This window comes from Pseudomonas sp. HOU2 (assembly GCF_040729435.1).
Lineage (GTDB): Bacteria > Pseudomonadota > Gammaproteobacteria > Pseudomonadales > Pseudomonadaceae > Aquipseudomonas.
Window position 1 is genome coordinate 2673253 of record NZ_CP160398.1, and the last position, 20628, is coordinate 2693880.

Here is a 20628-nt window from a genome sequence, read left to right on the forward strand (position 1 = left end):
GACCTACTGAGGGCCTATAGCTCAGTTGGTTAGAGCAGAGGACTCATAATCCTTTGGTCCACGGTTCAAGTCCGTGTGGGCCCACCACATTTGAAAGCCGCGCAATTGCGCGGCTTTTTCTTGGGCGATCGGTTGAGGGGACAATCTTTGCGAGCGCAATGTTCGGAAGATCTCCCCGAAGACTGTAGGAATGTTCCGAAGCTGTTTTTTCTCCCCTCCCCGTACCTTGTTGACTGTTTCTCCAGACAAGTAACCTCCGGACGCCACCGCCCGTCCAGGATTGTTTTTATGCATTGTGAATGCTGCGCCACTGATAAAGGAAGCAGCCTCCCAACCAACCTGGATCGACCTTTTTTTACCCGATCTGAGAACGTTACCGAGGGAACTTCGGTCGGCCGCAATCGAAGAAGTAAAAAGAGCTGACGACGCAGAGGGCGCCCTCAAAATCCTTCTGAATCACTTCGGGTTCGTCGACGATTCCGTTCTGGCCGTTACTATCTCCACACCTATTGGAAACGTTGCAGTCATGAGGGACAAGCTGGCCCACATCGTTGAGAAACGTCCTGACTCCCGAGAACGTTATGTTCGACATGCCATCGATACGCTAATGGGACCTTTCGAAGTATGGAAAGTCCTCTACGATAATGGCAGTTTCCGATTGGCATTCATCAACGCCTATGAGGCAAAAAACGACATGCTCGTCGTGGTCGATATGCGAAACGGGCACGTTATCTGGAATTTCATGCACGCTCCGTCAAGAGCAATGAACAAGCACCGCCAAGGCGATCTTTTGTACAAGCGGTACATTCTTGAAGACAAAGAAAAGGGCAGCCAGTTGGCTGCCCTTGATATTTGAATCCTGATACTTGCATCCTCAGGAAATGGGATGAAGAGGTCTCACCTTACACCGATGTTGCAGCATCGCTGAGGTACCTACGTCCGCTAAAGCCCTGCAAGGCAGCAGATTTCGCGCTCTTGTTGGCATTCTTGATAAATAGACCCGGCAAGTCAAACCAAATATTTGATGTTTGTTTTGGCGCAACGATTGCCTCCACGCATAAGTGGCATGCTCAGTCATCGCCAGCAGCGTGTCGCTAATGGTGCCTGTAACATGCAAACTCATCCGCCCTCGACAGTCACGGAGCCCAACCCTTGCCAGACATCCGCCCACCCGCTCTCGACGAAATCGACCGCCAGTTGATCGCCGCCCTGCAGATCAACGCCCGCGAAAGCGTGGCCATGCTAGCCCGGCAACTGGGCATCGCGCGTACCACCGTCACCTCACGCCTGGCGCGGCTGGAAAAGGCCAAGGTGATCACCGGTTATGGCGTGCGTCTGGGGCAGCGCGTGGTCGATGGCGGGTTGCAAGCGTATGTCGGGATCAAGGTGCAGCCGCGCTCCGGCAAGGAAGTGCTGCGTCGGTTGAGCGCCATGGCGCAGGTGCAGCAGTTGTGTGCAGTGAGTGGTGAGTTTGATTATGTGGCGTGGTTGCGCACCGACTCACCGGAACAGCTGGATCAGTTGCTGGATCAGATTGGCAGCGTGGATGGGGTGGAGAAGACGACAACCTCGATCATTTTGAGCAGCAAGATTGATCGGGGGCAGCCGGTCTGAATTTGTTGGCTGCAAGGGCCTCTTCGCGAGCAGGCTCGCTCCTACATTTGGTCGGAGTGCAGTCATTAATCGTCATATTGATCAGATAACCGGCAAAACGACGACACTTTGCGTCTTATTAACGTGTTCTACGCTCCCTAGAATGGCTGGCATCTTTTCCTATACTCAGACGCGCATCCTGCGTCGGGTCGCCAGCAAGGTCAGCCATGAACAAGAACAATCGCCATCCTGCAGACGGCAAGAAACCCGTCACCATTTTCGGCCCGGACTTTCCGTTTGCCTTCGACGACTGGATCGAACACCCGGCCGGCCTCGGCAGCATTCCCGAACACCATCACGGCGCTGAAGTGGCGATTGTCGGCGCCGGTATTGCTGGGCTGGTAGCCGCCTACGAACTGATGAAGCTCGGCCTGAAACCGGTGGTGTACGAGGCCTCGAAACTGGGTGGCCGCCTGCGTTCGCAAGCATTCAACGGCACCGACGGCATCGTCGCGGAACTGGGTGGCATGCGTTTCCCGGTGTCCTCCACGGCGTTCTATCACTACGTGGACAAACTTGGCCTTGAGACCAAGCCTTTCCCGAACCCGCTGACACCGGCCTCCGGCAGCACCGTGATCGATCTGGAAGGCAAAACCCATTACGCACAAAGCCTGAAGGATCTTCCTGCGCTGTTTCAGGAAGTGGCTGACGCCTGGGCGGATGCACTGGAGGCCGGCTCGCAGTTCGCCGATATCCAGCAAGCCATCCGCGACCGCGATGTGCCACGCCTCAAGGAGCTGTGGAACAGACTCGTGCCACTGTGGGACGACCGCACCTTCTACGACTTCGTTGCCACGTCCAAGGCCTTCGCCAAACTGTCGTTCCATCACCGCGAAGTGTTCGGTCAGGTCGGTTTCGGCACGGGCGGCTGGGACTCGGACTTCCCCAACTCGATGCTGGAAATCTTCCGCGTGGTGATGACCAACTGCGACGATCACCAGCACCTGGTGGTTGGCGGTGTAGAACAAGTGCCACAAGGCATCTGGCGCCATGTGCCGGAGCGCTGCGTGCACTGGCCGCAAGGCACCAGCCTGAAATCCCTGCACCGTGGCGCGCCGCGTTCCGGCGTGAAGAAAATCGCTCACGCCCCGGACGGCCGTTTCGCCGTCACCGACAACAACGGCGACACCCGCGAATACGCCGCCGTGCTGACCACCTGCCAGAGCTGGCTGCTGACCACGCAGATCGAGTGCGACGAAACCCTGTTCTCGCAGAAGATGTGGATGGCGCTGGACCGCACGCGCTACATGCAGTCGTCGAAAACCTTCGTGATGGTCGACCGCCCGTTTTGGAAGGACAAGGACCCGGAAACCGGCCGCGATCTGATGAGCATGACCCTCACCGATCGCCTGACCCGTGGCACTTACCTGTTCGACAACGGTGACGACAAGCCCGGCGTGATCTGTCTGTCGTACTCGTGGATGAGCGACGCGCTGAAGATGCTGCCGCACCCGGTGGAAAAACGCGTAGAGCTGGCGTTGAACGCGCTGAAGAAGATCTACCCGAAAGTCGATATTGCCGCGCGGATCATCGGTGATCCGATCACCGTGTCGTGGGAAGCCGACCCGTACTTCCTCGGCGCATTCAAAGGCGCGTTGCCGGGCCACTATCGCTACAACCAGCGCATGTACGCGCACTTCATGCAGGACGACATGCCAGCCGAGCAACGCGGGATTTTCATCGCCGGTGACGACGTATCGTGGACCCCGGCGTGGGTCGAGGGCGCGGTGCAGACTTCGCTCAACGCAGTGTGGGGGATCATGAAGCACTTCGGCGGATCGACACATAAAGAGAACCCGGGCCCGGGTGATGTGTTCAAAGACATCGGCCCTGTCGCCCTGCCTGAGTAAGAGGAATCCCCGATGCGTGTAGCCCTTTACCAATGTCCACCGCTGCCCCTGGAACCCGCCGCCAACCTGCATCGTCTGCAGCAACTGGCGATGGAGGCCAAGGGTGCCGACCTGCTGGTGCTGCCGGAAATGTTTCTGACCGGCTACAACATCGGCGCTGAGGCAGTCAGTACGCTGGCCGAGGTCTACAACGGTGAATGGGCGCAGCAGATCGGTCGAATCGCCAAAGCCGCCGGGCTGGCGATTGTCTATGGTTATCCGGAGCGCACTGCCGACGGGCAGATCTACAACGCCGTGCAGTTGATCGACGCGCACGGCGAGCGCCTGTGCAATTACCGCAAGACCCACCTGTTCGGCGACCTTGATCGCTCGATGTTCAGCCCCGGCGAAGATGATTTTCCGGTGGTTGAACTCAACGGCTGGAAGCTCGGTTTTCTGATCTGCTACGACCTGGAGTTTCCGGAAAACACGCGACGTCTGGCGCTGGCCGGCGCCGAGCTGATTCTGGTGCCCACGGCGAACATGATTCCGTTCGATTTCGTCGCTGACGTCACCGTGCGTTCCCGCGCCTTCGAAAACCAGTGTTACGTGGCGTACGCCAACTACTGCGGGCATGAAGGCGAGATTCACTATTGCGGACAAAGCAGCATCGCCGCGCCGGACGGCAGCCGTATCGCCCAGGCCGGTCTGGATGAAGCGTTGATCGTCGGTGAACTGGATCGCCAGTTGATGGCCGATTCCCGCGCCGCCAATCGCTACCTCAGTGACCGCCGTCCCGAGCTTTACCACGCGTTGAACAAGCGCTGACCCCACGCAATCCGCTAGCATTGGCACTTCACTGTTCTGGAAGTGCCCATGCCTGCGCCGACTCACCCCCGCCCCCACACTGAAACCCTGCCAAACGGCTTGCGCGTGACCCTGCGTCAGGTGCCCGGCCTGAAGCGCAGTGCCGCTGCGTTGCGGGTGGCTGCCGGTAGCCATGACGTGCCACTCGAGTGGCCGGGGCTGGCGCATTTTCTTGAGCATCTGCTGTTTCTCGGCACCGAGCGCTTTCCCGCCAGCCAAGCGCTGATGGCCTACGTGCAGAGTCACGGTGGGCAGGTGAATGCCAGCACCCGCGAGCGCACGACAGACTTCTTCTTTGAATTGCCGACCGCTGCCTTCAGCGCCGGGCTTGAGCGTCTGTCAGACATGCTCACCCAGCCGCGTATGAATCCGCACGATCAGTTGCGCGAACGTGAAGTGCTGGAAGCGGAATTTGTCGCGTGGTCGGAAGATCCCACAGCTCAGCAGGAACTGGCGTTGTACGAAGGGTTGCCCGCTACACATCCGTTGCGCGGGTTTCATGCGGGGAATCGCGATAGCCTGAAGGTTGAGTTACCAGCGTTTCAACAGGCGCTGAGGGATTTCCACCGGCAGTTTTATCGCACCGGGCAAATGACCCTGAGCCTGGTCGGGCCGCAGAGCATCGAGCAATTGCGCGTACTGGCGCAGCAGTTCGCTGCAGCCCTGCCGGTTGGGGATAAGATCGAGCAGGCAGCGCCGCTGCCGTTGACGGTGCCAAGTTATCAACAGGTCGGCGAGCGCAGCAGCCATCTGTTGTTCGCTTTCGAAGCGCTGCCCGACTCGTGCGTCGAAGCGCTGGCGTTTCTCTGCCATTGGCTGAACAGCACCAAGCCCGGCGGTTTGCTCGCCCATTTGCAGCAACAACACCTCGCGGACGGCTTGATAGCCGTGCCGCTGTATCAGTTTGCCGGACAAGCGCTGCTGCATCTGCAATTCACCGCCCCCGCCGAATCCCTGAGCGCCATTCGTGAACAGCTGCTGGACTGGTTGAGCTTCTTTGCCGCGCAACAGGACTGGGCAACGTTGCGCAAGGAATACACCAAGCTGCTTGAGCGTCAGCAGCAAATCAGTGGCGCCCTGCAACTGGCGCGGCTCGACAGTGAACAACGGGAAAGCGGTCTGTCGGAAAACGGCGTCGTTGCGCTCAAACTGATCCTGCGCGACATCGGTGTTGTGGATAACTTCAGCGACCATTGGTACCTGCCTGCCGCCAACCCTTTTCTGGGTTCCAGCGAACCGCTGGCCAACGCCGGACTTATTCGCGGCCAGACCAGCGCCCATCGTGGTTTGCGGACTTTCGCTCAGGATCGCTCGCGGGGGCGACGTGAGCGTTCTCCGATGCAATTCAGTCAGGCGCTGCCGGACAACAGTGATCACGGCGCGATTTACCTGCGTTGGCAGACGGAAGCGGCTGCCAGCACCGATCTGCAGGGCAAGCTGCAACGCAGCCTGCGGGAAACCCGGGAAGATGCGCGGCAGGCCGGTGTCGAGTTGTCGTTCGATGTCAGCGGCACGCAATGGCTGCTGAGACTGACCGGGCTACAGGAACCGATGCCCGGTGTCCTGGAGCATGCGCTGAAATGTCTGACGCAGGTTGACGCCGATTCCCCGCGCACAGAGCCAAAAGCACCGTTGATTCCGATCCGTCAGTTGCTCAAGGCATTGCCTGAGCATTGCCTGACCCCGGCCATCGAATCGGACGATGCAAAAGGGCTGTGGACAACTTCACGCTGGGACGGACTGGCCCTTGGCCTCAACGCACAGACGCAATCGGCCATGGGCCTGGCCCTGAGCCGCATCCCCGGTATCCCGGACAATCAATTGCCGGCAGCGCCGACGATCAACAGGCAACATCTATGGAGCCACATCGACACCGCGTCCAGCGAACACGCCTTGCTGCTGTTCTGCCCGACTGCCAGCCACGAGATTGCCGATGAGGCCGCCTGGCGCCTGCTCGCGCAACTGTGCCAGACCCCGTTCTATCAGCGCCTGCGGGTCGAATTGCAATTGGGCTACGCGGTGTTCAGCGCCCTGCGGCAGATGCATGGCCAGAGTGGATTGCTGTTTGGTGTGCAGGCGCCGAGCACTGCACCGATCGAGTTACTCGGTCATATCCAAATGTTCCTCGACAGCCTTCCTGCGCTGATCGAAAACCTCGATGAAGACGAGCTCAACCAGCAACGCCAGCCGCTCGCGGATCAGTTCCATGAGAGTCATCTGTCCGGCAAAGACGCCGCCGAGTTGCTGTGGCAGGCCAAGCTTGCCGGCCACTCGTCGGATTATCTGGCGCAACTGCACACAGCCATTGGTCAACTGGAACGCTCGGCATTGCTGGCGGCAGCGCAGCGCTTGCTCAACGCCAAGGGCGGCTGGCGCTGCCTGGCCAGCGAATCGTCACCCGGCGCGCCGTGGCAAGCGACAAAATGATCATTACCCAGGCTGCAAGGAGCTTTCTCAAAGATTCACGGGCAATACCGTTGAAATTTTGAGTAACATAGCAGCCTAACTATTTGGAACATCCCTGCGCTGCCGTGGACTATAACTATGGACAGCGCTATCCCACCCACCCAATGAGGAGTCACCCTATGTCCTGGACAAAACCGGCTTACACCGACCTGCGTATCGGCTTCGAAGTCACCATGTACTTCGCCAGCCGCTGAGTTCTGCCTACGCAGACTTGCAGTGCAACGCCTCGGCTCGCCGGGGCGTTTTATTTTCCGCGTTGAAATGATGGAGTGTTCATGTTCGTCCAGATTCTGGGTTCGGCCGCCGGTGGCGGATTTCCGCAGTGGAACTGCAACTGCGTCAATTGCGCAGGCTTTCGCGACGGCAGCCTGAATGCCAAGGCCCGCACCCAATCGTCCATCGCGATTTCCGATGACGGTGTGAACTGGGTGCTGTGCAACGCTTCGCCGGACATCCGCGCGCAACTGCAGAGCTTCGCCCCGATGCAACCGGGCCGAGCCCTGCGCGACACCGGCATCAGCGCGATCATCCTGATGGACAGCCAGATCGACCACACCACCGGCCTGCTCAGCCTGCGCGAAGGCTGCCCGCATCAGGTCTGGTGCACGGACATGGTTCACGAAGATTTGAGCACCGGTTTCCCGCTGTTCAAGATGCTCACTCACTGGAACGGTGGACTGGACTGGAACCGCATCGAACTCGACCAGAGTTTCACCGTGGCGGCTTGCCCGAACCTGCGCTTCACCCCGCTGCCATTGCGCAGCGCCGCGCCACCGTATTCGCCGCACCGTTTCGACCCGCACCCGGGCGACAACATCGGCCTGATCGTCGAAGACCTCAATACTCGCGGCAAACTGTTCTACGCGCCGGGGCTGGGCAAGGTCGACGCGCCGCTGCTGGAAATCATGGCCGGCAGCGACTGCCTGCTGGTGGACGGCACGTTGTGGGATGACGATGAAATGCAGCGCCGTGGCGTCGGCACCCGTACCGGTCGCGAGATGGGCCACCTGGCGCAGAACGGCCCCGGCGGCATGCTCGAAGTGCTTGAGCAGTTGCCTGAGCAGCGCAAAGTGCTTATCCACATCAACAACACCAACCCGATTCTCGATGAAGATTCGCCGGAGCGCGCGGAGCTGGCGCGGCGTAATGTTGAAGTGGCGTTTGATGGCATGAGTATTGTGCTGTAGCGGATGGCCCCATCGCTGGCAAGCCAGCTCCCACAGGATTCTGTGGCGTACACAAAAACTGTGGGAGCTGGCTTGCCAGCGATGACGTCCGACCAGACACCCAAGATTTTAACGGTTGTTCCCCGGAGAACCGCAATGACCGACACCCCGCTGTCCCCCACCGAATTCGAAGCCGCCCTGCGCGCCAAAGGCGCCTACTACCACATCTACCACCCGTATCACGTGGCGATGTATGAAGGCCGTGCCACCCGCGAGCAGATTCAGGGCTGGGTCGCCAACCGCTTCTACTATCAGGTGAACATCCCCCTGAAAGACGCGGCGATCCTCGCCAACTGCCCGGATCGCGAGATCCGTCGCGAGTGGATTCAACGCCTGCTCGACCACGACGGCGCCCCCGGTGAAGACGGCGGCATCGAAGCCTGGCTGCGTCTCGGTCAAGCAGTCGGCCTCGACCCGGATCAGCTGCGCTCCCAGGAACTGGTGCTGCCCGGCGTGCGTTTCGCCGTCGATGCCTACGTCAACTTCGCCCGCCGCGCCAGTTGGCAGGAAGCCGCCAGCAGCTCGTTGACCGAACTGTTCGCGCCGCAGATCCACCAGTCGCGCCTCGACAGTTGGCCGCAGCATTACCCGTGGATCGACCCGGCCGGCTACGAATATTTCCGCACCCGCCTCGGACAGGCGCGGCGCGATGTCGAGCATGGTCTGGCGATTACGCTCGAGCATTACAAGACCCGTGAGGGTCAGGAGCGCATGCTGGAAATTCTCCAGTTCAAACTGGACATTCTTTGGAGCATGCTCGATGCCATGAGCATGGCTTACGAACTCAACCGCCCGCCGTATCACAGCGTCACCGAGCAGCGGGTCTGGCACAAAGGAATCACCCTATGAGTTTTGATCGCAGCAAGATCCCGACCTGGCGCCCCGGCTACCGTTTTCAGTATGAGCCGGCGCAAAAAGGTCACGTGCTGCTCTACCCCGAGGGCATGATCAAGCTCAACGACAGCGCTGCGCTGATCGGCGGTTTGATCGACGGTGAACGCGATGTCGCGGCGATCATCGCCAAACTCGACGAGCAGTTCCCCGGCGTGCCCGAGCTCGGTGACGACATCGAGCAATTCATGGAGGTTGCCCGTGCGCAGCACTGGATCGAACTTGCCTGAAGCATCGGTGCAAGTACCGCCAAAACCTGAAGTCGGCCTGCCGCTGTGGCTGCTCGCCGAGCTGACTTACCGCTGCCCGCTGCAATGCCCGTACTGCTCCAATCCGCTGGATTTCGCCGAGCAGGGCAAAGAGCTGAGCACCGAGCAGTGGATCAAGGTCTTCCGCGAGGCGCGGGAGATGGGCGCGGCGCAACTGGGTTTCTCCGGTGGCGAACCGTTGGTGCGTCAGGACCTCGCGGAGCTGATCCGTGAAGCGCGGCAATTGGGTTTCTACACCAACCTGATCACTTCCGGCATCGGTCTGACCGAGCAGAAGATCAGCGACTTCAAAAAGGCTGGTCTCGATCACATCCAGATCAGTTTCCAGGCCAGTGACGAGCAAGTGAACAACCTGCTCGCCGGCTCGAAAAAGGCTTTCGCGCAGAAACTGGAAATGGCCCGCGCGGTGAAGGCCCACGGTTATCCGATGGTGCTGAACTTCGTCACCCATCGGCACAACATCGACAAGATCGACCGCATCATTGAGCTGTGCATTGCGCTCGAAGCGGACTTCGTCGAACTTGCTACCTGCCAGTTCTACGGCTGGGCGCAGCTCAACCGTGTCGGCCTGTTGCCGACCAAGGAACAACTGGTGCGCGCCGAACGCATCACCAACGAATACCGCGCCAAACTGGAAGCCGAAGGGCATCCGTGCAAGCTGATATTCGTCACCCCGGATTACTACGAAGAACGTCCGAAAGCCTGCATGAACGGCTGGGGCAGTATCTTTCTGACGGTGACTCCGGACGGCACTGCCCTGCCCTGTCATGGTGCCCGACAGCTGCCGGTACAATTTCCCAACGTGCGCGACCACAGCATGCAGCACATCTGGTACGACTCGTTCGGCTTCAACCGCTTTCGCGGTTACGACTGGATGCCCGAGCCATGCCGCTCCTGCGACGAGAAGGAACAGGACTTCGGCGGCTGCCGCTGTCAGGCGTTCATGCTCACGGGGGACGCGAGCAATGCCGACCCGGTGTGCAGCAAGTCCGAACATCACGGCGTGATCCTTGCGGCCCGCGAAGAAGCCGAGCACGCCACTCAGACCATCGAACAACTGGCCTTCCGTAATGAACGAAACTCACGCCTCATCGCCAAGGGCTGAGCCTTTCAGCGCCGCCCAGGCCGTCGCCGCCGGAATGGATTTCGCCGAACTGCAACTCGGTGCCCACGGCTTGTTCTGGAATGAATATCGCCCGGAAGATGCCGCGTGCCGGATCTGGCACTGGCGCGACGGCGTGGCGAAATGTCTGACGCCGAATGGCTTCAGTGTGCGCAGCCGGGTGTACGAATACGGCGGTGGCGCGTTTTGTCTGACGCCGGACGGGGTGGTTTTCGTCAATGAGGCGGATCAGCAGTTGTATCGGCAGGCGCTGGATGGCGCGCCCCAAGCGCTGACTGCTGGTGAATGTCGTTATGGCGATCTGCACTTTGCCGACGGGCAGGTGTTGGCGGTTGAGGAGCTAAGTGACCAGCATCGGCTGGTGGCGATCAACCTGGCTGACGGCGCACGTAGTCTACTGGCTGAGGGTGCGGATTTCTATGCTGCGCCGACCCTCAGTCCGGACGGTTCGCGACTGGCCTGGATCGAGTGGAGCCGGCCGCATCAGCCATGGACGTCGACGCGATTGATGGTGGCCGAACGTGCGGCCGGACGTGGATATTCTGCACCTTGCTGTGTCGCAGGTGATGACCGTGAAGAGTCGATCCAACAACCACGGTTCGATGCCCAAGGTCGCCTGTATTGCCTGACCGATCGCGGCGGCTTCTGGCAGCCATGGGGCGAAACGTCCGACGGCTTGCAGCGACTGCCAAGTGCCGAGGCCGATCATGCGCCCGCCCCGTGGCAAATGGGCGGCTGCACTTGGCTGCCAGTGGGCGATTCGTTTCTGGCGAGTTGGAGCGAAGGCGGTTTTGGTCGCCTGGCGCTCGACGGCGAGGACTTCACCGGCGATTACAGCCGCTTCCGGCATCTGGCACTGGATTCGCAATTCATCTACTGCATCGCCGCCTCGCCGATCAGCCCTTCGGCGGTGATTGCCATCGAACGCACAACCCGCTCGGTGCAAGTGCTGGCCGGGGGTGTTGCACCTCTACCGGCGGAGCGCATCAGCCGTCCGCAGACCTTGCGCTACCCGAGCGGCAGCGGGGAGGCCCACGGTTTCTTCTATCCGGCGATGAATGACGAGCCGCAGCCACCGCTGGTGGTGTTCATCCACGGCGGCCCGACCTCGGCCTGCTACCCGATGCTCGACCCGCGTATTCAGTACTGGACGCAACGCGGCTTCGCCGTCGCCGATCTCAACTATCGCGGCAGTAGCGGTTATGGCCGCGAATACCGTCAGGCGCTGCATCTGAGTTGGGGCGAGGTGGATGTCGAGGACGCCAGCGCGGTGGTGGCGTATCTGGCCGAACAAGGTCTGATCGACGGCGAACGCGCGTTTATCCGTGGCGGCAGTGCCGGCGGTTACACCACCTTATGCGCGTTGGCGTTTCAGCAGGTGTTCCGCGCGGGCGCCAGTTTGTACGGCGTCAGCGACCCGGTGGCACTGGCCCGGGCAACCCACAAGTTTGAAGGTGATTATCTGGACTGGCTGATCGGTGATCCTGAGCAGGACGCCGAGCGCTACGCCGCCCGCACGCCGCTACTGCATGCGAGCAACATCCGGGTGCCGGTGATTTTCTTTCAGGGTGAGCTGGATGCGGTGGTGGTGCCGCAACAGACCCGCGACATGGTCGCGGCGCTGGAGCAAAACGGCATCCCGGTCGAGGCGCATTATTACGCCGAGGAGCGCCATGGCTTTCGCCGGGCGGTGAATCAGGCGCATGCGCTGGAGCAGGAATGGAAGTTCTATCGGCGGGTGATGGGGTTGGCGGACTGAGCATCGCATTTACATTTCAAAATAGCGGTGCCCCTATCGCGAGCAGGCTCACTCCTACAGTTGACCGTGTTCACAACACAAATCTCCTGTAGGAGTGAGCCTGCTCGCGATGGCTTTTTATCTGACTGGGCAATACTCAGCGCTTGGCGATGATGTACACCGCATGCACGATCCCCGGGATATAACCGCACAGCGTCAGCAGAATATTCAGCCAGAACGCCCCGCCAAATCCGACCTGCAGAAACACACCCAGTGGCGGCAACAGAATGGCGATGATGATACGAATGAAGTCCATGGGTCAGCTCCTGAATGGGGGTTGGCTCACATGAGCCATACAAGCTAATCGACCTGCGCCGTTCGTCAGGGTTCAGTGCAAACGCCATTTGATCGCCACCATGGGGCACAAAAAAACGCCCCACGCCAAAAGAATCAGGCGTGAGGCGTGCGTTATACCGCGAGACGGTTCTTCAAATCGGGCAGGAAACTTCAGCTCAGACGGCAATGCCTTTGCGGCATTGCAGTTGCGCGGTGCGCACTCGCGAGAAGGCGCGGGTCAGGCGCAGGAGCATTTCGTCGATGTTGGCCTTGCTGACCGTGAGAGCCGGCGTGAAACGCAGGCAGTCGGCTTGCGGCGCGTTGAGCAGCAGGCCTTCGTGCAGGGCGGCATTGACTACGGCATCAGCGCAATCCTCTGACAGGCTCAGCCCCCAGAACAGCCCTCGCCCGCGCAATTCGCCATGGCCGTAGCGATGTGCCAATCGAGCCAGACCTTCGCGCAGGTGCTGACCGTTGTCTTTGATCTGTTCGAGGAAGCTGCGGTCCTGCACGCTATCGAGCACCACCAGACCGGCCGCGGTCATCAGTGCGTTGCCATGATGAGTCCCGCCCAGTTCACCTGCCTCGAAGCAGCAGGCTTTGCCCCGGGCCAACAACGCCGCCAGAGGAACGCCGCCACCGAGGCCCTTGCCGAGCACGACGATATCGGCGCGCACGCCAAAGGACTGTTCGGCGAGCAATGTCCCGCAGCGACCGATGCCGGTCTGCACTTCGTCGAGGATCAGCAGAATGCCCAGCTCGCGGCACAGCCGTTCGACACCCTTGAGATAATGCTCGGTAGCAGGAATCACCCCGGCATCACTCTGGATCGGCTCGAGCATGATCGCCACGGTTTGCGCATCGACAGCCGCATGCAGCGCCGGCAAATCGTTGAACGGCACCAGATCGAAACCCGGCAGCAACGGCGCGAAACGGTTGTGCAGGTTGCAGCTGTCCGACGCGGAAATCGTCGCCAGACTACGGCCGTGACAGCCTTGTCTGGCAACAATGATCCGCGACGCGCCGCCACGATGCAGCTGGCCCCACTTGCGCGCCAGTTTGATCGCTGCCTCGCAGGCTTCGCTGCCGCTGTTGAGCAGGTAAGCCTGATCGCTCAAGGTGCTGGCACACAGGCGCTCGGCAAGGCTAAGCATGCCGCGGTTGTGCAGATTGAACCCGGGATTGATCAACGCCTGAGCCTGGCTGGCGATGGCTTTGACCAGTGCCGAGGGGCTATGGCCGAGGCTGTTGGCGCCGCCGGCCTGGGAAAAGTCGAGGTAGGCGCGGTCATTGCTGTCCCACAACCAGGAGCCCTGGCCGCGCACGAACACCTGCTGCGGCCGTTCGACACTGGGCATCAGTCGCTCGGCATTCAGGCTATCGCCTGCTTGAGGTAGCCCCGCCTCGAAAGCGAGGTCATCAAGACTCGGCGCCTGGCGCCGCAAACTGAACAGATTCATTGAAAAAAACCTCGTTTGAGGTTTTTTGAACTGCCTATGCAAACACTGTCGAAGCAAACGCTATTCATCGCGCTCTCTGGCCCTGCAAGCCTTGTGATTGCGGTTAGACTAGGCTCACTGACGGCTTCGGGCCATTTCGATTTACCAGCATTTTCGATAAGCATTACTTATGGATTTCAAACAACTGCGTTATTTCGTCGCGGTCTACGAAGAGGGCCATGTCGGCCGCGCTGCCGAACGCCTGTCGATCTCGCAACCGGCGCTGTCGCAGCAGATCCGCCAGCTCGAACAGAACCTCGACGTCACGCTGTTCGAGCGCAGCAGCAAGCGCCTGTTGCCGACCCTCGCCGCGCACACGCTGTACAACCACGCCCTGCCACTGCTCGACGGTTTGCAGCGTGCGCGGGAAGCGCTGGGCAACTTCAAGGGGCAGGCCTTGCGCACGCTGGCGATCGGCGTACTGCAAACCGTGCACACCAGCCTCGTGCCGCAAATGCTCGAACGGGTACGCAAGGCGCAGCCGCATCTTGTGGTGCAGATCTATGAACTGACGGGCCTGGAGATCGAGCGCCGTTTGCTCAACGGCTCGCTGGACATCGGCATCAGCTACCTGCCGCCGCGCCAACCGGGGCTGCATGGCGTGATGCTGTATGAAGATGAGCTGACGCTGGTCATCCCGGCGGATCATCCGCTGCGTGAATTCAAGAAAGTCTCGATGCGGCAGGCTGCGGAATTGCCAATGTTGCTGCTGGGCGAAGAGTTTCAGATCCGGCAGATCTGGCAGGCCCAACTGACCAGCCTGGGTCGGCGCCCGCAAGTACAGGCCGAGCTGAACAATATGCTGGGGATTCTCGACAGTCTGCCGCACACCAAACTGGCGACGGTGCTGCCCGGGCGCTCACAGAGGGAATACGACGAGCAGGATCTGCTGTGGAAGCCGTTGAGCGAACCACGGGTGCCGCTGAAGGTTGGACTGGTATGCCGCGACGTGCAGCGTCAACAGGCGTCTTTGGCGTTGCTGCGCACATTGCTGGAAGAAGTGATTCAGCGTGAGGACAAACTGCTTAAAGCCACGCCGCCACTGGATCCGCTGGCCTGAAAACTTTTCTGCAGGCAAAAGAAAACCCCGCCGAAGCGGGGCTTTGCAGACTGTTTCCCTGACATCCATTTCACTCCGCCATCCTGGCAGAATCCTACGTGTCCGTGTTGTTGCTTTGCGCTTCCTGCGCGACGTCCATGAGTTGTAGATTAGCTGTGGATCCAATCCACGCCTATGGGAGAACAGCAGCACGTCATGTAAGAGAATGCTTACATGACGTTACATCATCAGAACTGCTCAGCATTCAGCAGGAACAGCGACTCGCTACCCGCCTTCACCGACGCGCTCAACGAGTGGATACGCGGCAGCAGTCGGGCGAAATAGAAGCGTGCGGTGCCCAGCTTGCTGGCGTAGAAATCGTCCTGCGCTTCTTTGCCCAGCGCGGCTTTCGCCATCAGTGCCCACATGTAGGCATAAGCGGTGTAGCCGAACGCTTGCAAATATTCGACCGAGGCTGCGCCGATTTCGTTCGGATTGGTTTTCGCCCGATCCAGCAGCCACGCCGTCAGCTCATCGAGAGTGCTGACGGCATCGTTCAGCGGCTTGGTGAATTCGCCGAGGTCAGCGCTGGCGGTTGCGGTGAAGTGGCGAATCTCGTCTGCGAACAGCTTGTAGAACGCGCCACCGCTGCCGACGATCTTGCGCCCGACCAGGTCCAGCGCCTGAATGCCGTTGGTGCCTTCGTAGATCTGGGTGATGCGCACGTCACGCACCAGCTGCTCCTGGCCCCACTCGCGGATGTAGCCGTGGCCGCCGAAAATCTGCTGGCCGTGGACGGTGGTTTCCAGGCCCAGGTCGGTGAGGAATGCCTTGGCCACCGGGGTCAGCAGCGCGACCAGATCTTCTGCGCGCTTGCGGGTGGTCGCGTCTTCGCTGAACTTGGCGGTGTCGAGTTGCATCGCCACGTAGGTGGAGAAGGCGCGACCGCCCTCGTTCGAGGCTTTCATGGTCAGCAGCATGCGACGCACGTCGGGGTGGACGATGATCGGGTCAGCAACCTTGTCCTTGTTCTGCGCGCCGGTCGGCGAACGGCTTTGCAGACGATCGCGCGCATATTCGACGGCGTTCTGATAGGAACGCTCGCCGCTGGCCAGGCCTTGAATGCCGACGCCCAGACGTTCGTAGTTCATCATGGTGAACATCGCCGCCAGGCCCTTGTTCGGCTCGCCGACCAGATAGCCCACAGCTTCATCGAAGTTCATCACGCAGGTCGCGGACGCCTGGATGCCCATCTTGTGTTCGATCGAACCGCAGTTGGCCGGGTTGCGCGCGCCCAGACTGCCATCGGCATTGACCATGAACTTCGGCACCAGGAACAGCGAAATGCCTTTCGGGCCAGCCGGTGCGTCCGGCAGTTTCGCCAGCACCAGGTGAATGATGTTCTCGGTCAGGTCGTGCTCACCACCGGTGATGAAAATCTTGGTGCCGCTGACCTTGTAGGAACCATCGGCCTGCGGTTCGGCCTTGGTGCGGATGATGCCCAGGTCGGTGCCGGCGTGCGGCTCGGTCAGGCACATCGAACCGGCCCAAATGCCGGCGTACATGTTCGGCAGGTAGGCGGCCTTCAGCTCTTCGCTGGCGTGGGCGTTGATCGACAGGCAGGCACCGGCGGTCAGCATCGGATACAGACCGAACGACAGGCTGGCGGAGTTGACCATTTCTTCTACTTGAGCCGAAACAGCCTTGGGCATGCCCATGCCGCCGTAGGCCGGATCGCCACCGACGCCGACCCAGCCACCTTCGGCGTAAGTCTGATAGGCCTGTGGGAAACCGGCCGGGGTGCTGACGGCACCGTCCTTCCAGTGGCAGCCTTCTTCATCGGCTGCGCGGCTCAGGGGGGCGATGCTTTTGCTGGTGACCTTGCCGGCTTCTTCGAGAATGGCTTCTACGGTTTCTGCGTCGACAGTCTCGGCCAACGCCGGCAGTTCGGCCCAGAGTTTGGCGACTTCGAATACTTCATTGAGGACGAAGCGCATATCGCGCAGCGGCGCTTTGTAGTCAGCCATAGCAAACCTCGCAAGATCTAAACAGGTGATTCGTGGAAGAGTGTTTTCGTTGAGGCCGAGTGTACCTCAACAACTTTTGCGACACATAGGGTCAACCGGTGACTGATTTGTTATTTTTGGTCATCGGCATTCAGCGATAAAACAAAGCCCGCAATCAGCGGGCTTTTGAGTGATGAAGCGTGGCTTGATTCAGCCAGCGGCGCTGTCCATCCGCACCGCGCCGCGACGGTTCTGTCCGAACGCCATGACGCAGTTACGCCCGGCGCCCTTGGCGCTGTACAACGCCTGGTCGGCGGACTTGAGGACTTCTTCCGGGGTGCGTTGCTCGACGCGCTCGGCAACGCCAATACTGACCGTGACCGATACACTAGAGGCACCGGTTCCGCCACGACGCTGGCGACCTTGCTGATCGTCCTGCGGGCGGTTCTCCTGATTACGCAACTGGATGTTGTAGGAGGCAATCGACTCGCGGATGACTTCCAGGTGCGGCATGCACTCTTCGAGGGTTTTGCCCGCAAACACCAAGGCGAATTCTTCACCCCCATAGCGATACGCCCTACCACCACCGCTGATTTTCGACAGCTTGCTGGCGACCAGTCGCAGTACTTGGTCACCGACGTCATGACCGTGGGTGTCGTTGAATTTCTTGAAGTGATCGACGTCGCTCATCGCCAGCACATAGTTACGGCCCAGGCGCTGCATCCGTTCATTGAGCGCACGACGCCCCGGCAGACCGGTGAGTTCATCGCGGAAGGCCATTTGATAGGCTTCATGCGCCACGGCGGCGGCAATCATCAACATCACCTGACTGCACATGATGTTCAAGGTGAACGGCAGGATGAAGGTTTTCGGCAGCATCCAGAACACCCCGAGCAGGCCGACCAGTTGTGCTGCATGCAGCGGGCGCGGGTTGCGCCAGTATTGCCAGGCCAACAGCAGGAATGCCGAGAGAAATACCGGATAGGACAGCTGGATCAGGCTCATCCAGGCGCCGTGCAGCGCCGGCCAGCGAATTTCCGAGAGCCACATCAATAACGCCTGGGGATAACTCTGTTCAAGGCCGAGGGCGACACTGCCGAAGGCCAGCAACACGGCGAACCGCGCCACCATGTCCTGGAACAGATGCGTGCGTTCCTGCCACGCGGCGAACAGCCCGAACAGCAGCGGCAACAGCAGACAAACAAGGTGGAACACCACGGCGGCGTCCTCGCGGACTTTGCCGTTGTCGCGGTAGTAGTCGGTCTGGGTGTCGAGCAAGAAGTAGGCGATGTACACCGTGAGCATAAGAAACAGTTCGCGCTGACGTCGGTAAACCGCACAGTAAGCGCCGCCCAACAGCAGCACCAGAGTCGGCAGCACATTGAACAGGGAAGTGAAGAACACGTTGAGGTCTTTGACGTACGCAGCCGCCAACCCCGCGAGCAACAACAGCAGTGAAGGTAGAAAATGACTGAAACGTACAGCGGAAGAACGCGGCAAGGGTAAAGCTCCGACCCGTCATATCAAAGAGATGGCATTGTGCCTGCAACGTGGCCAGTTAAGCACACACAATGTGATCCAGATCACACGCAGTCTCTTTAACGGCAGAAAACCCGGGTTTCTGAGCGATTCGGAAACAAAAAAACCGCTGCCCCCAAGGGAGCAGCGGTTTTCGTCAGACCACGTTAAGGCTTAGTAGCCCAGTGCGAAGTCTTCTTCTTTCATGTCCATCAGGTTGTTGGCGCCCGACAGCATGGTGGCCACGTGGGTACGGGTACGTGGCAGGATGCGCTGGAAGTAGAAGCGCGCGGTTTGCAGCTTGGCGGTGTAGAACGCCTCGTCGCTGGTGCCGGCGGCCAGTTTTTCCGCTGCCAGACGCGCCATGTCAGCCCAGAAGTAGGCCAGGCAGGCGTAACCGGAGTACATCAGGTAATCCACGGAGGCCGCGCCGACTTCTTCGCGATCTTTCATGGCCGCCATACCGACCTTCATGGTCAGCTCGCCCCATTCCTTGTTCAGTGCAGCCAGCGGTGCAACGAACTCTTTGACGGCTTCGTTGCCTTCGTTGTTCTGGCAGAACTTGTGGACGATCTTGGTGAAGCCTTTCAGGGCCTCGCCTTGAGTCATCAGCACTTTGCGGCCCAGCAGGTCGAGTGCCTGAATACCGGTGGTGCCTTCGTACAGCATCGAGATGCGGCTGTCGCGAACGTTCTGCTCCATGCCCCACTCGGCGATGAAGCCGTGGCCGCCGTAGATCTGCACGCCGTGGTTGGCGGCTTCGAAACCGACTTCGGTCATGAACGCTTTGGCGATCGGCGTCATGAAGGCCAGCAGTGCGTCGGCTTTCTTCTTCTCTTCTTCGTCCACGCCGTATTTGACGATGTCGACCTGTTTGGCGGTGAAGTACACCATCGCACGGTTGCCTTCGGCGAATGCCTTCATGGTCAACAGCATGCGGCGTACGTCAGGGTGCACGATGATCGGATCAGCGGCTTTGTCCGGCGCTTTCGGGCCAGTCAGGGAGCGCATTTGCAGACGATCGCGAGCGTATTTCAGGCCGCCCTGGAAGCCGATTTCGGCGTGAGCCAGACCTTGCAGCGCGGTACCCAGACGTGCGGTGTTCATGAAGGTGAACATGCAGTTCAGACCTTTGTTCGCCGGGCCGATCAGGAAACCGGTGGCACCGTCGAAGTTCATCACGCAAGTGGCGTTGCCGTGGATGCCCATCTTGTGTTCCAGCGAACCACAGCTCACTGCGTTGCGCGCACCGATGGTGCCATCGGCGTTCGGCAGGAATTTTGGAACGATGAACAGGGAAATGCCTTTGGTGCCAGCCGGAGCGTCCGGCAGGCGGGCCAGTACGATGTGGACGATATTGTCGGCCATGTCGTGTTCACCGGCCGAGATGAAGATCTTGGTGCCGGAAACCTTGTAGGAACCGTCGGCCTGAGGTTCGGCCTTGGTGCGCAGCATGCCCAGGTCGGTGCCGCAGTGCGGTTCGGTCAGGCACATGGTGCCGGTCCACTCGCCGGAGACCAGTTTGGTCAGATAGGCTTCTTGCTGCTCAGGGGTGCCGTGCTCGGAAATGGTGTTCATCGCGCCGTGCGACAGTCCCGGGTACATGCCCCACGACCAGTTGGCTTCGCCGACCATTTCGCTCACAGCCAGACCCAGCGACTCAGGCAGGCCTTGACCGCCGTGCTCGACGTCATGGGCCAGGCTTGGCCAGCCGCCTTCGACGAATTGCTTGTAGGCTTCTTTGAAGCCAGTCGGGGTTTTCACGCCGGACTCGCTCCAGGTGCAGCCTTCGAGGTCGCCCACGCGGTTCAGCGGTGCCAGTACCTGCTCACAAAACTTGGCGCCTTCTTCGAGAATGGCGTCAACCATGTCCGGCGTTGCTTCGGAGCAAGCTGGAAGGCTCTGATAGTGCGCTTCGTAACCGAGCAGTTCGTCACGAACGAAGCGAATATCACGCAAGGGGGCCTTGTAGTCAGGCATAGCGATAAACCTCTGCTGATGTAACCGGGAATGAACGACCGCATTGATTTGTTGTGACGGTCAAACAGTTGTTTGAAACATACGTTTACGCCGAAATCTTGTCAAGCGTCGATCTTTTGCCGTTCGTCATCGGCTCTTTCAAATCCCGGACACAGCAACCTGCCATGAACCGCGGAGCAGCATGGGCG

At 60.1% G+C, this 20628-nt stretch carries 17 protein-coding genes and 1 tRNA gene; 13 read left to right on the forward strand and 5 right to left on the reverse strand.

What is annotated here, in order from left to right; translation table 11 throughout:
• The first annotated feature begins 10 nt into the window (after positions 1-10).
• From ABV589_RS12095 to ABV589_RS12150, 12 genes are all read left to right on the forward strand, one after another.
• Positions 11-87, forward strand: a tRNA-Ile gene (locus ABV589_RS12095).
• Positions 88-295: 208 nt separating this feature from the next.
• Positions 296-856: a PBECR2 nuclease fold domain-containing protein gene (locus ABV589_RS12100; RefSeq protein ID WP_367085957.1), complete on the forward strand. Its 561-nt coding sequence runs from the start codon at positions 296-298 to the stop codon at positions 854-856.
• Between the two features lie 296 nt (positions 857-1152).
• Positions 1153-1614 carry an Lrp/AsnC family transcriptional regulator gene (locus tag ABV589_RS12105; protein ID WP_187680847.1) on the forward strand — a complete coding sequence of 154 codons (462 nt, stop codon included), beginning with the start codon at positions 1153-1155 and terminating at the stop codon, positions 1612-1614.
• Between the two features lie 206 nt (positions 1615-1820).
• A complete protein-coding gene (locus tag ABV589_RS12110) occupies positions 1821-3503 on the forward strand; it encodes an FAD-dependent oxidoreductase (protein WP_367085958.1) in 1683 nt (560 codons plus the stop codon).
• Positions 3504-3515: 12 nt separating this feature from the next.
• Positions 3516-4310: a carbon-nitrogen hydrolase family protein gene (locus ABV589_RS12115; protein ID WP_367085959.1), complete on the forward strand. Its 795-nt coding sequence runs from the start codon at positions 3516-3518 to the stop codon at positions 4308-4310.
• A gap of 48 nt (positions 4311-4358) precedes the next feature.
• Positions 4359-6776, forward strand: coding sequence for a pyrroloquinoline quinone biosynthesis protein PqqF (gene pqqF / locus ABV589_RS12120; RefSeq protein ID WP_367085960.1), 2418 nt, complete (start codon positions 4359-4361; stop codon positions 6774-6776).
• 158 nt (positions 6777-6934) lie between these two features.
• Positions 6935-7009 carry a pyrroloquinoline quinone precursor peptide PqqA gene (pqqA, locus tag ABV589_RS12125; RefSeq protein ID WP_003422658.1) on the forward strand — a complete coding sequence of 25 codons (75 nt, stop codon included), beginning with the start codon at positions 6935-6937 and terminating at the stop codon, positions 7007-7009.
• A gap of 81 nt (positions 7010-7090) precedes the next feature.
• Entirely contained in the window at positions 7091-8002 is a 912-nt protein-coding gene (gene pqqB / locus ABV589_RS12130; protein WP_367085962.1) for a pyrroloquinoline quinone biosynthesis protein PqqB, read from the forward strand.
• Between the two features lie 135 nt (positions 8003-8137).
• Entirely contained in the window at positions 8138-8890 is a 753-nt protein-coding gene (pqqC, locus tag ABV589_RS12135; RefSeq protein ID WP_003228879.1) for a pyrroloquinoline-quinone synthase PqqC, read from the forward strand.
• Positions 8887-9162 carry a pyrroloquinoline quinone biosynthesis peptide chaperone PqqD gene (gene pqqD, locus ABV589_RS12140; protein ID WP_041070005.1) on the forward strand — a complete coding sequence of 92 codons (276 nt, stop codon included), beginning with the start codon at positions 8887-8889 and terminating at the stop codon, positions 9160-9162. The genes pqqC and pqqD overlap by 4 nt, the downstream gene beginning before the upstream one ends.
• Positions 9134-10306, forward strand: coding sequence for a pyrroloquinoline quinone biosynthesis protein PqqE (pqqE, locus tag ABV589_RS12145; RefSeq protein ID WP_329697234.1), 1173 nt, complete (start codon positions 9134-9136; stop codon positions 10304-10306). The genes pqqD and pqqE overlap by 29 nt, the downstream gene beginning before the upstream one ends.
• Entirely contained in the window at positions 10272-12083 is a 1812-nt protein-coding gene (locus ABV589_RS12150) for a S9 family peptidase (protein WP_367085963.1), read from the forward strand. Before pqqE ends, ABV589_RS12150 begins: the two co-directional genes overlap by 35 nt.
• Before the next feature lie 136 nt (positions 12084-12219).
• On the opposite strand, the gene ABV589_RS12155 is transcribed toward ABV589_RS12150, so the two are convergent.
• Both ABV589_RS12155 and ABV589_RS12160 read right to left on the reverse strand, forming a co-directional pair.
• Complete coding sequence (locus ABV589_RS12155; protein WP_003228885.1) at positions 12220-12378, reverse strand: YqaE/Pmp3 family membrane protein; 159 nt, start codon at positions 12376-12378, stop codon at positions 12220-12222.
• A 196-nt stretch (positions 12379-12574) separates the two neighbouring features.
• Positions 12575-13858 carry an aminotransferase class III-fold pyridoxal phosphate-dependent enzyme gene (locus ABV589_RS12160; protein ID WP_367085965.1) on the reverse strand — a complete coding sequence of 428 codons (1284 nt, stop codon included), beginning with the start codon at positions 13856-13858 and terminating at the stop codon, positions 12575-12577.
• A 169-nt stretch (positions 13859-14027) separates the two neighbouring features.
• Between ABV589_RS12160 and ABV589_RS12165 the strand changes: the two genes are divergently transcribed.
• Positions 14028-14957, forward strand: coding sequence for a LysR family transcriptional regulator (locus ABV589_RS12165; RefSeq protein ID WP_367085966.1), 930 nt, complete (start codon positions 14028-14030; stop codon positions 14955-14957).
• A 227-nt stretch (positions 14958-15184) separates the two neighbouring features.
• Here the strand turns inward: ABV589_RS12165 and ABV589_RS12170 are convergent, their stop codons facing one another.
• The 3 genes from ABV589_RS12170 to ABV589_RS12180 all read right to left on the reverse strand — a co-directional run bounded on the left by ABV589_RS12170 (position 15185) and on the right by ABV589_RS12180 (position 20440).
• On the reverse strand, positions 15185-16963 hold the full coding sequence (locus ABV589_RS12170) for an acyl-CoA dehydrogenase C-terminal domain-containing protein (RefSeq protein WP_027610696.1): 1779 nt from the start codon (positions 16961-16963) through the stop codon (positions 15185-15187).
• Between the two features lie 189 nt (positions 16964-17152).
• A complete protein-coding gene (locus tag ABV589_RS12175; protein ID WP_367085967.1) occupies positions 17153-18442 on the reverse strand; it encodes a GGDEF domain-containing protein in 1290 nt (429 codons plus the stop codon).
• Between the two features lie 192 nt (positions 18443-18634).
• On the reverse strand, positions 18635-20440 hold the full coding sequence (locus ABV589_RS12180) for a phenylacyl-CoA dehydrogenase (protein ID WP_123589027.1): 1806 nt from the start codon (positions 20438-20440) through the stop codon (positions 18635-18637).
• Between the last annotated feature and the right edge of the window lie 188 nt (positions 20441-20628).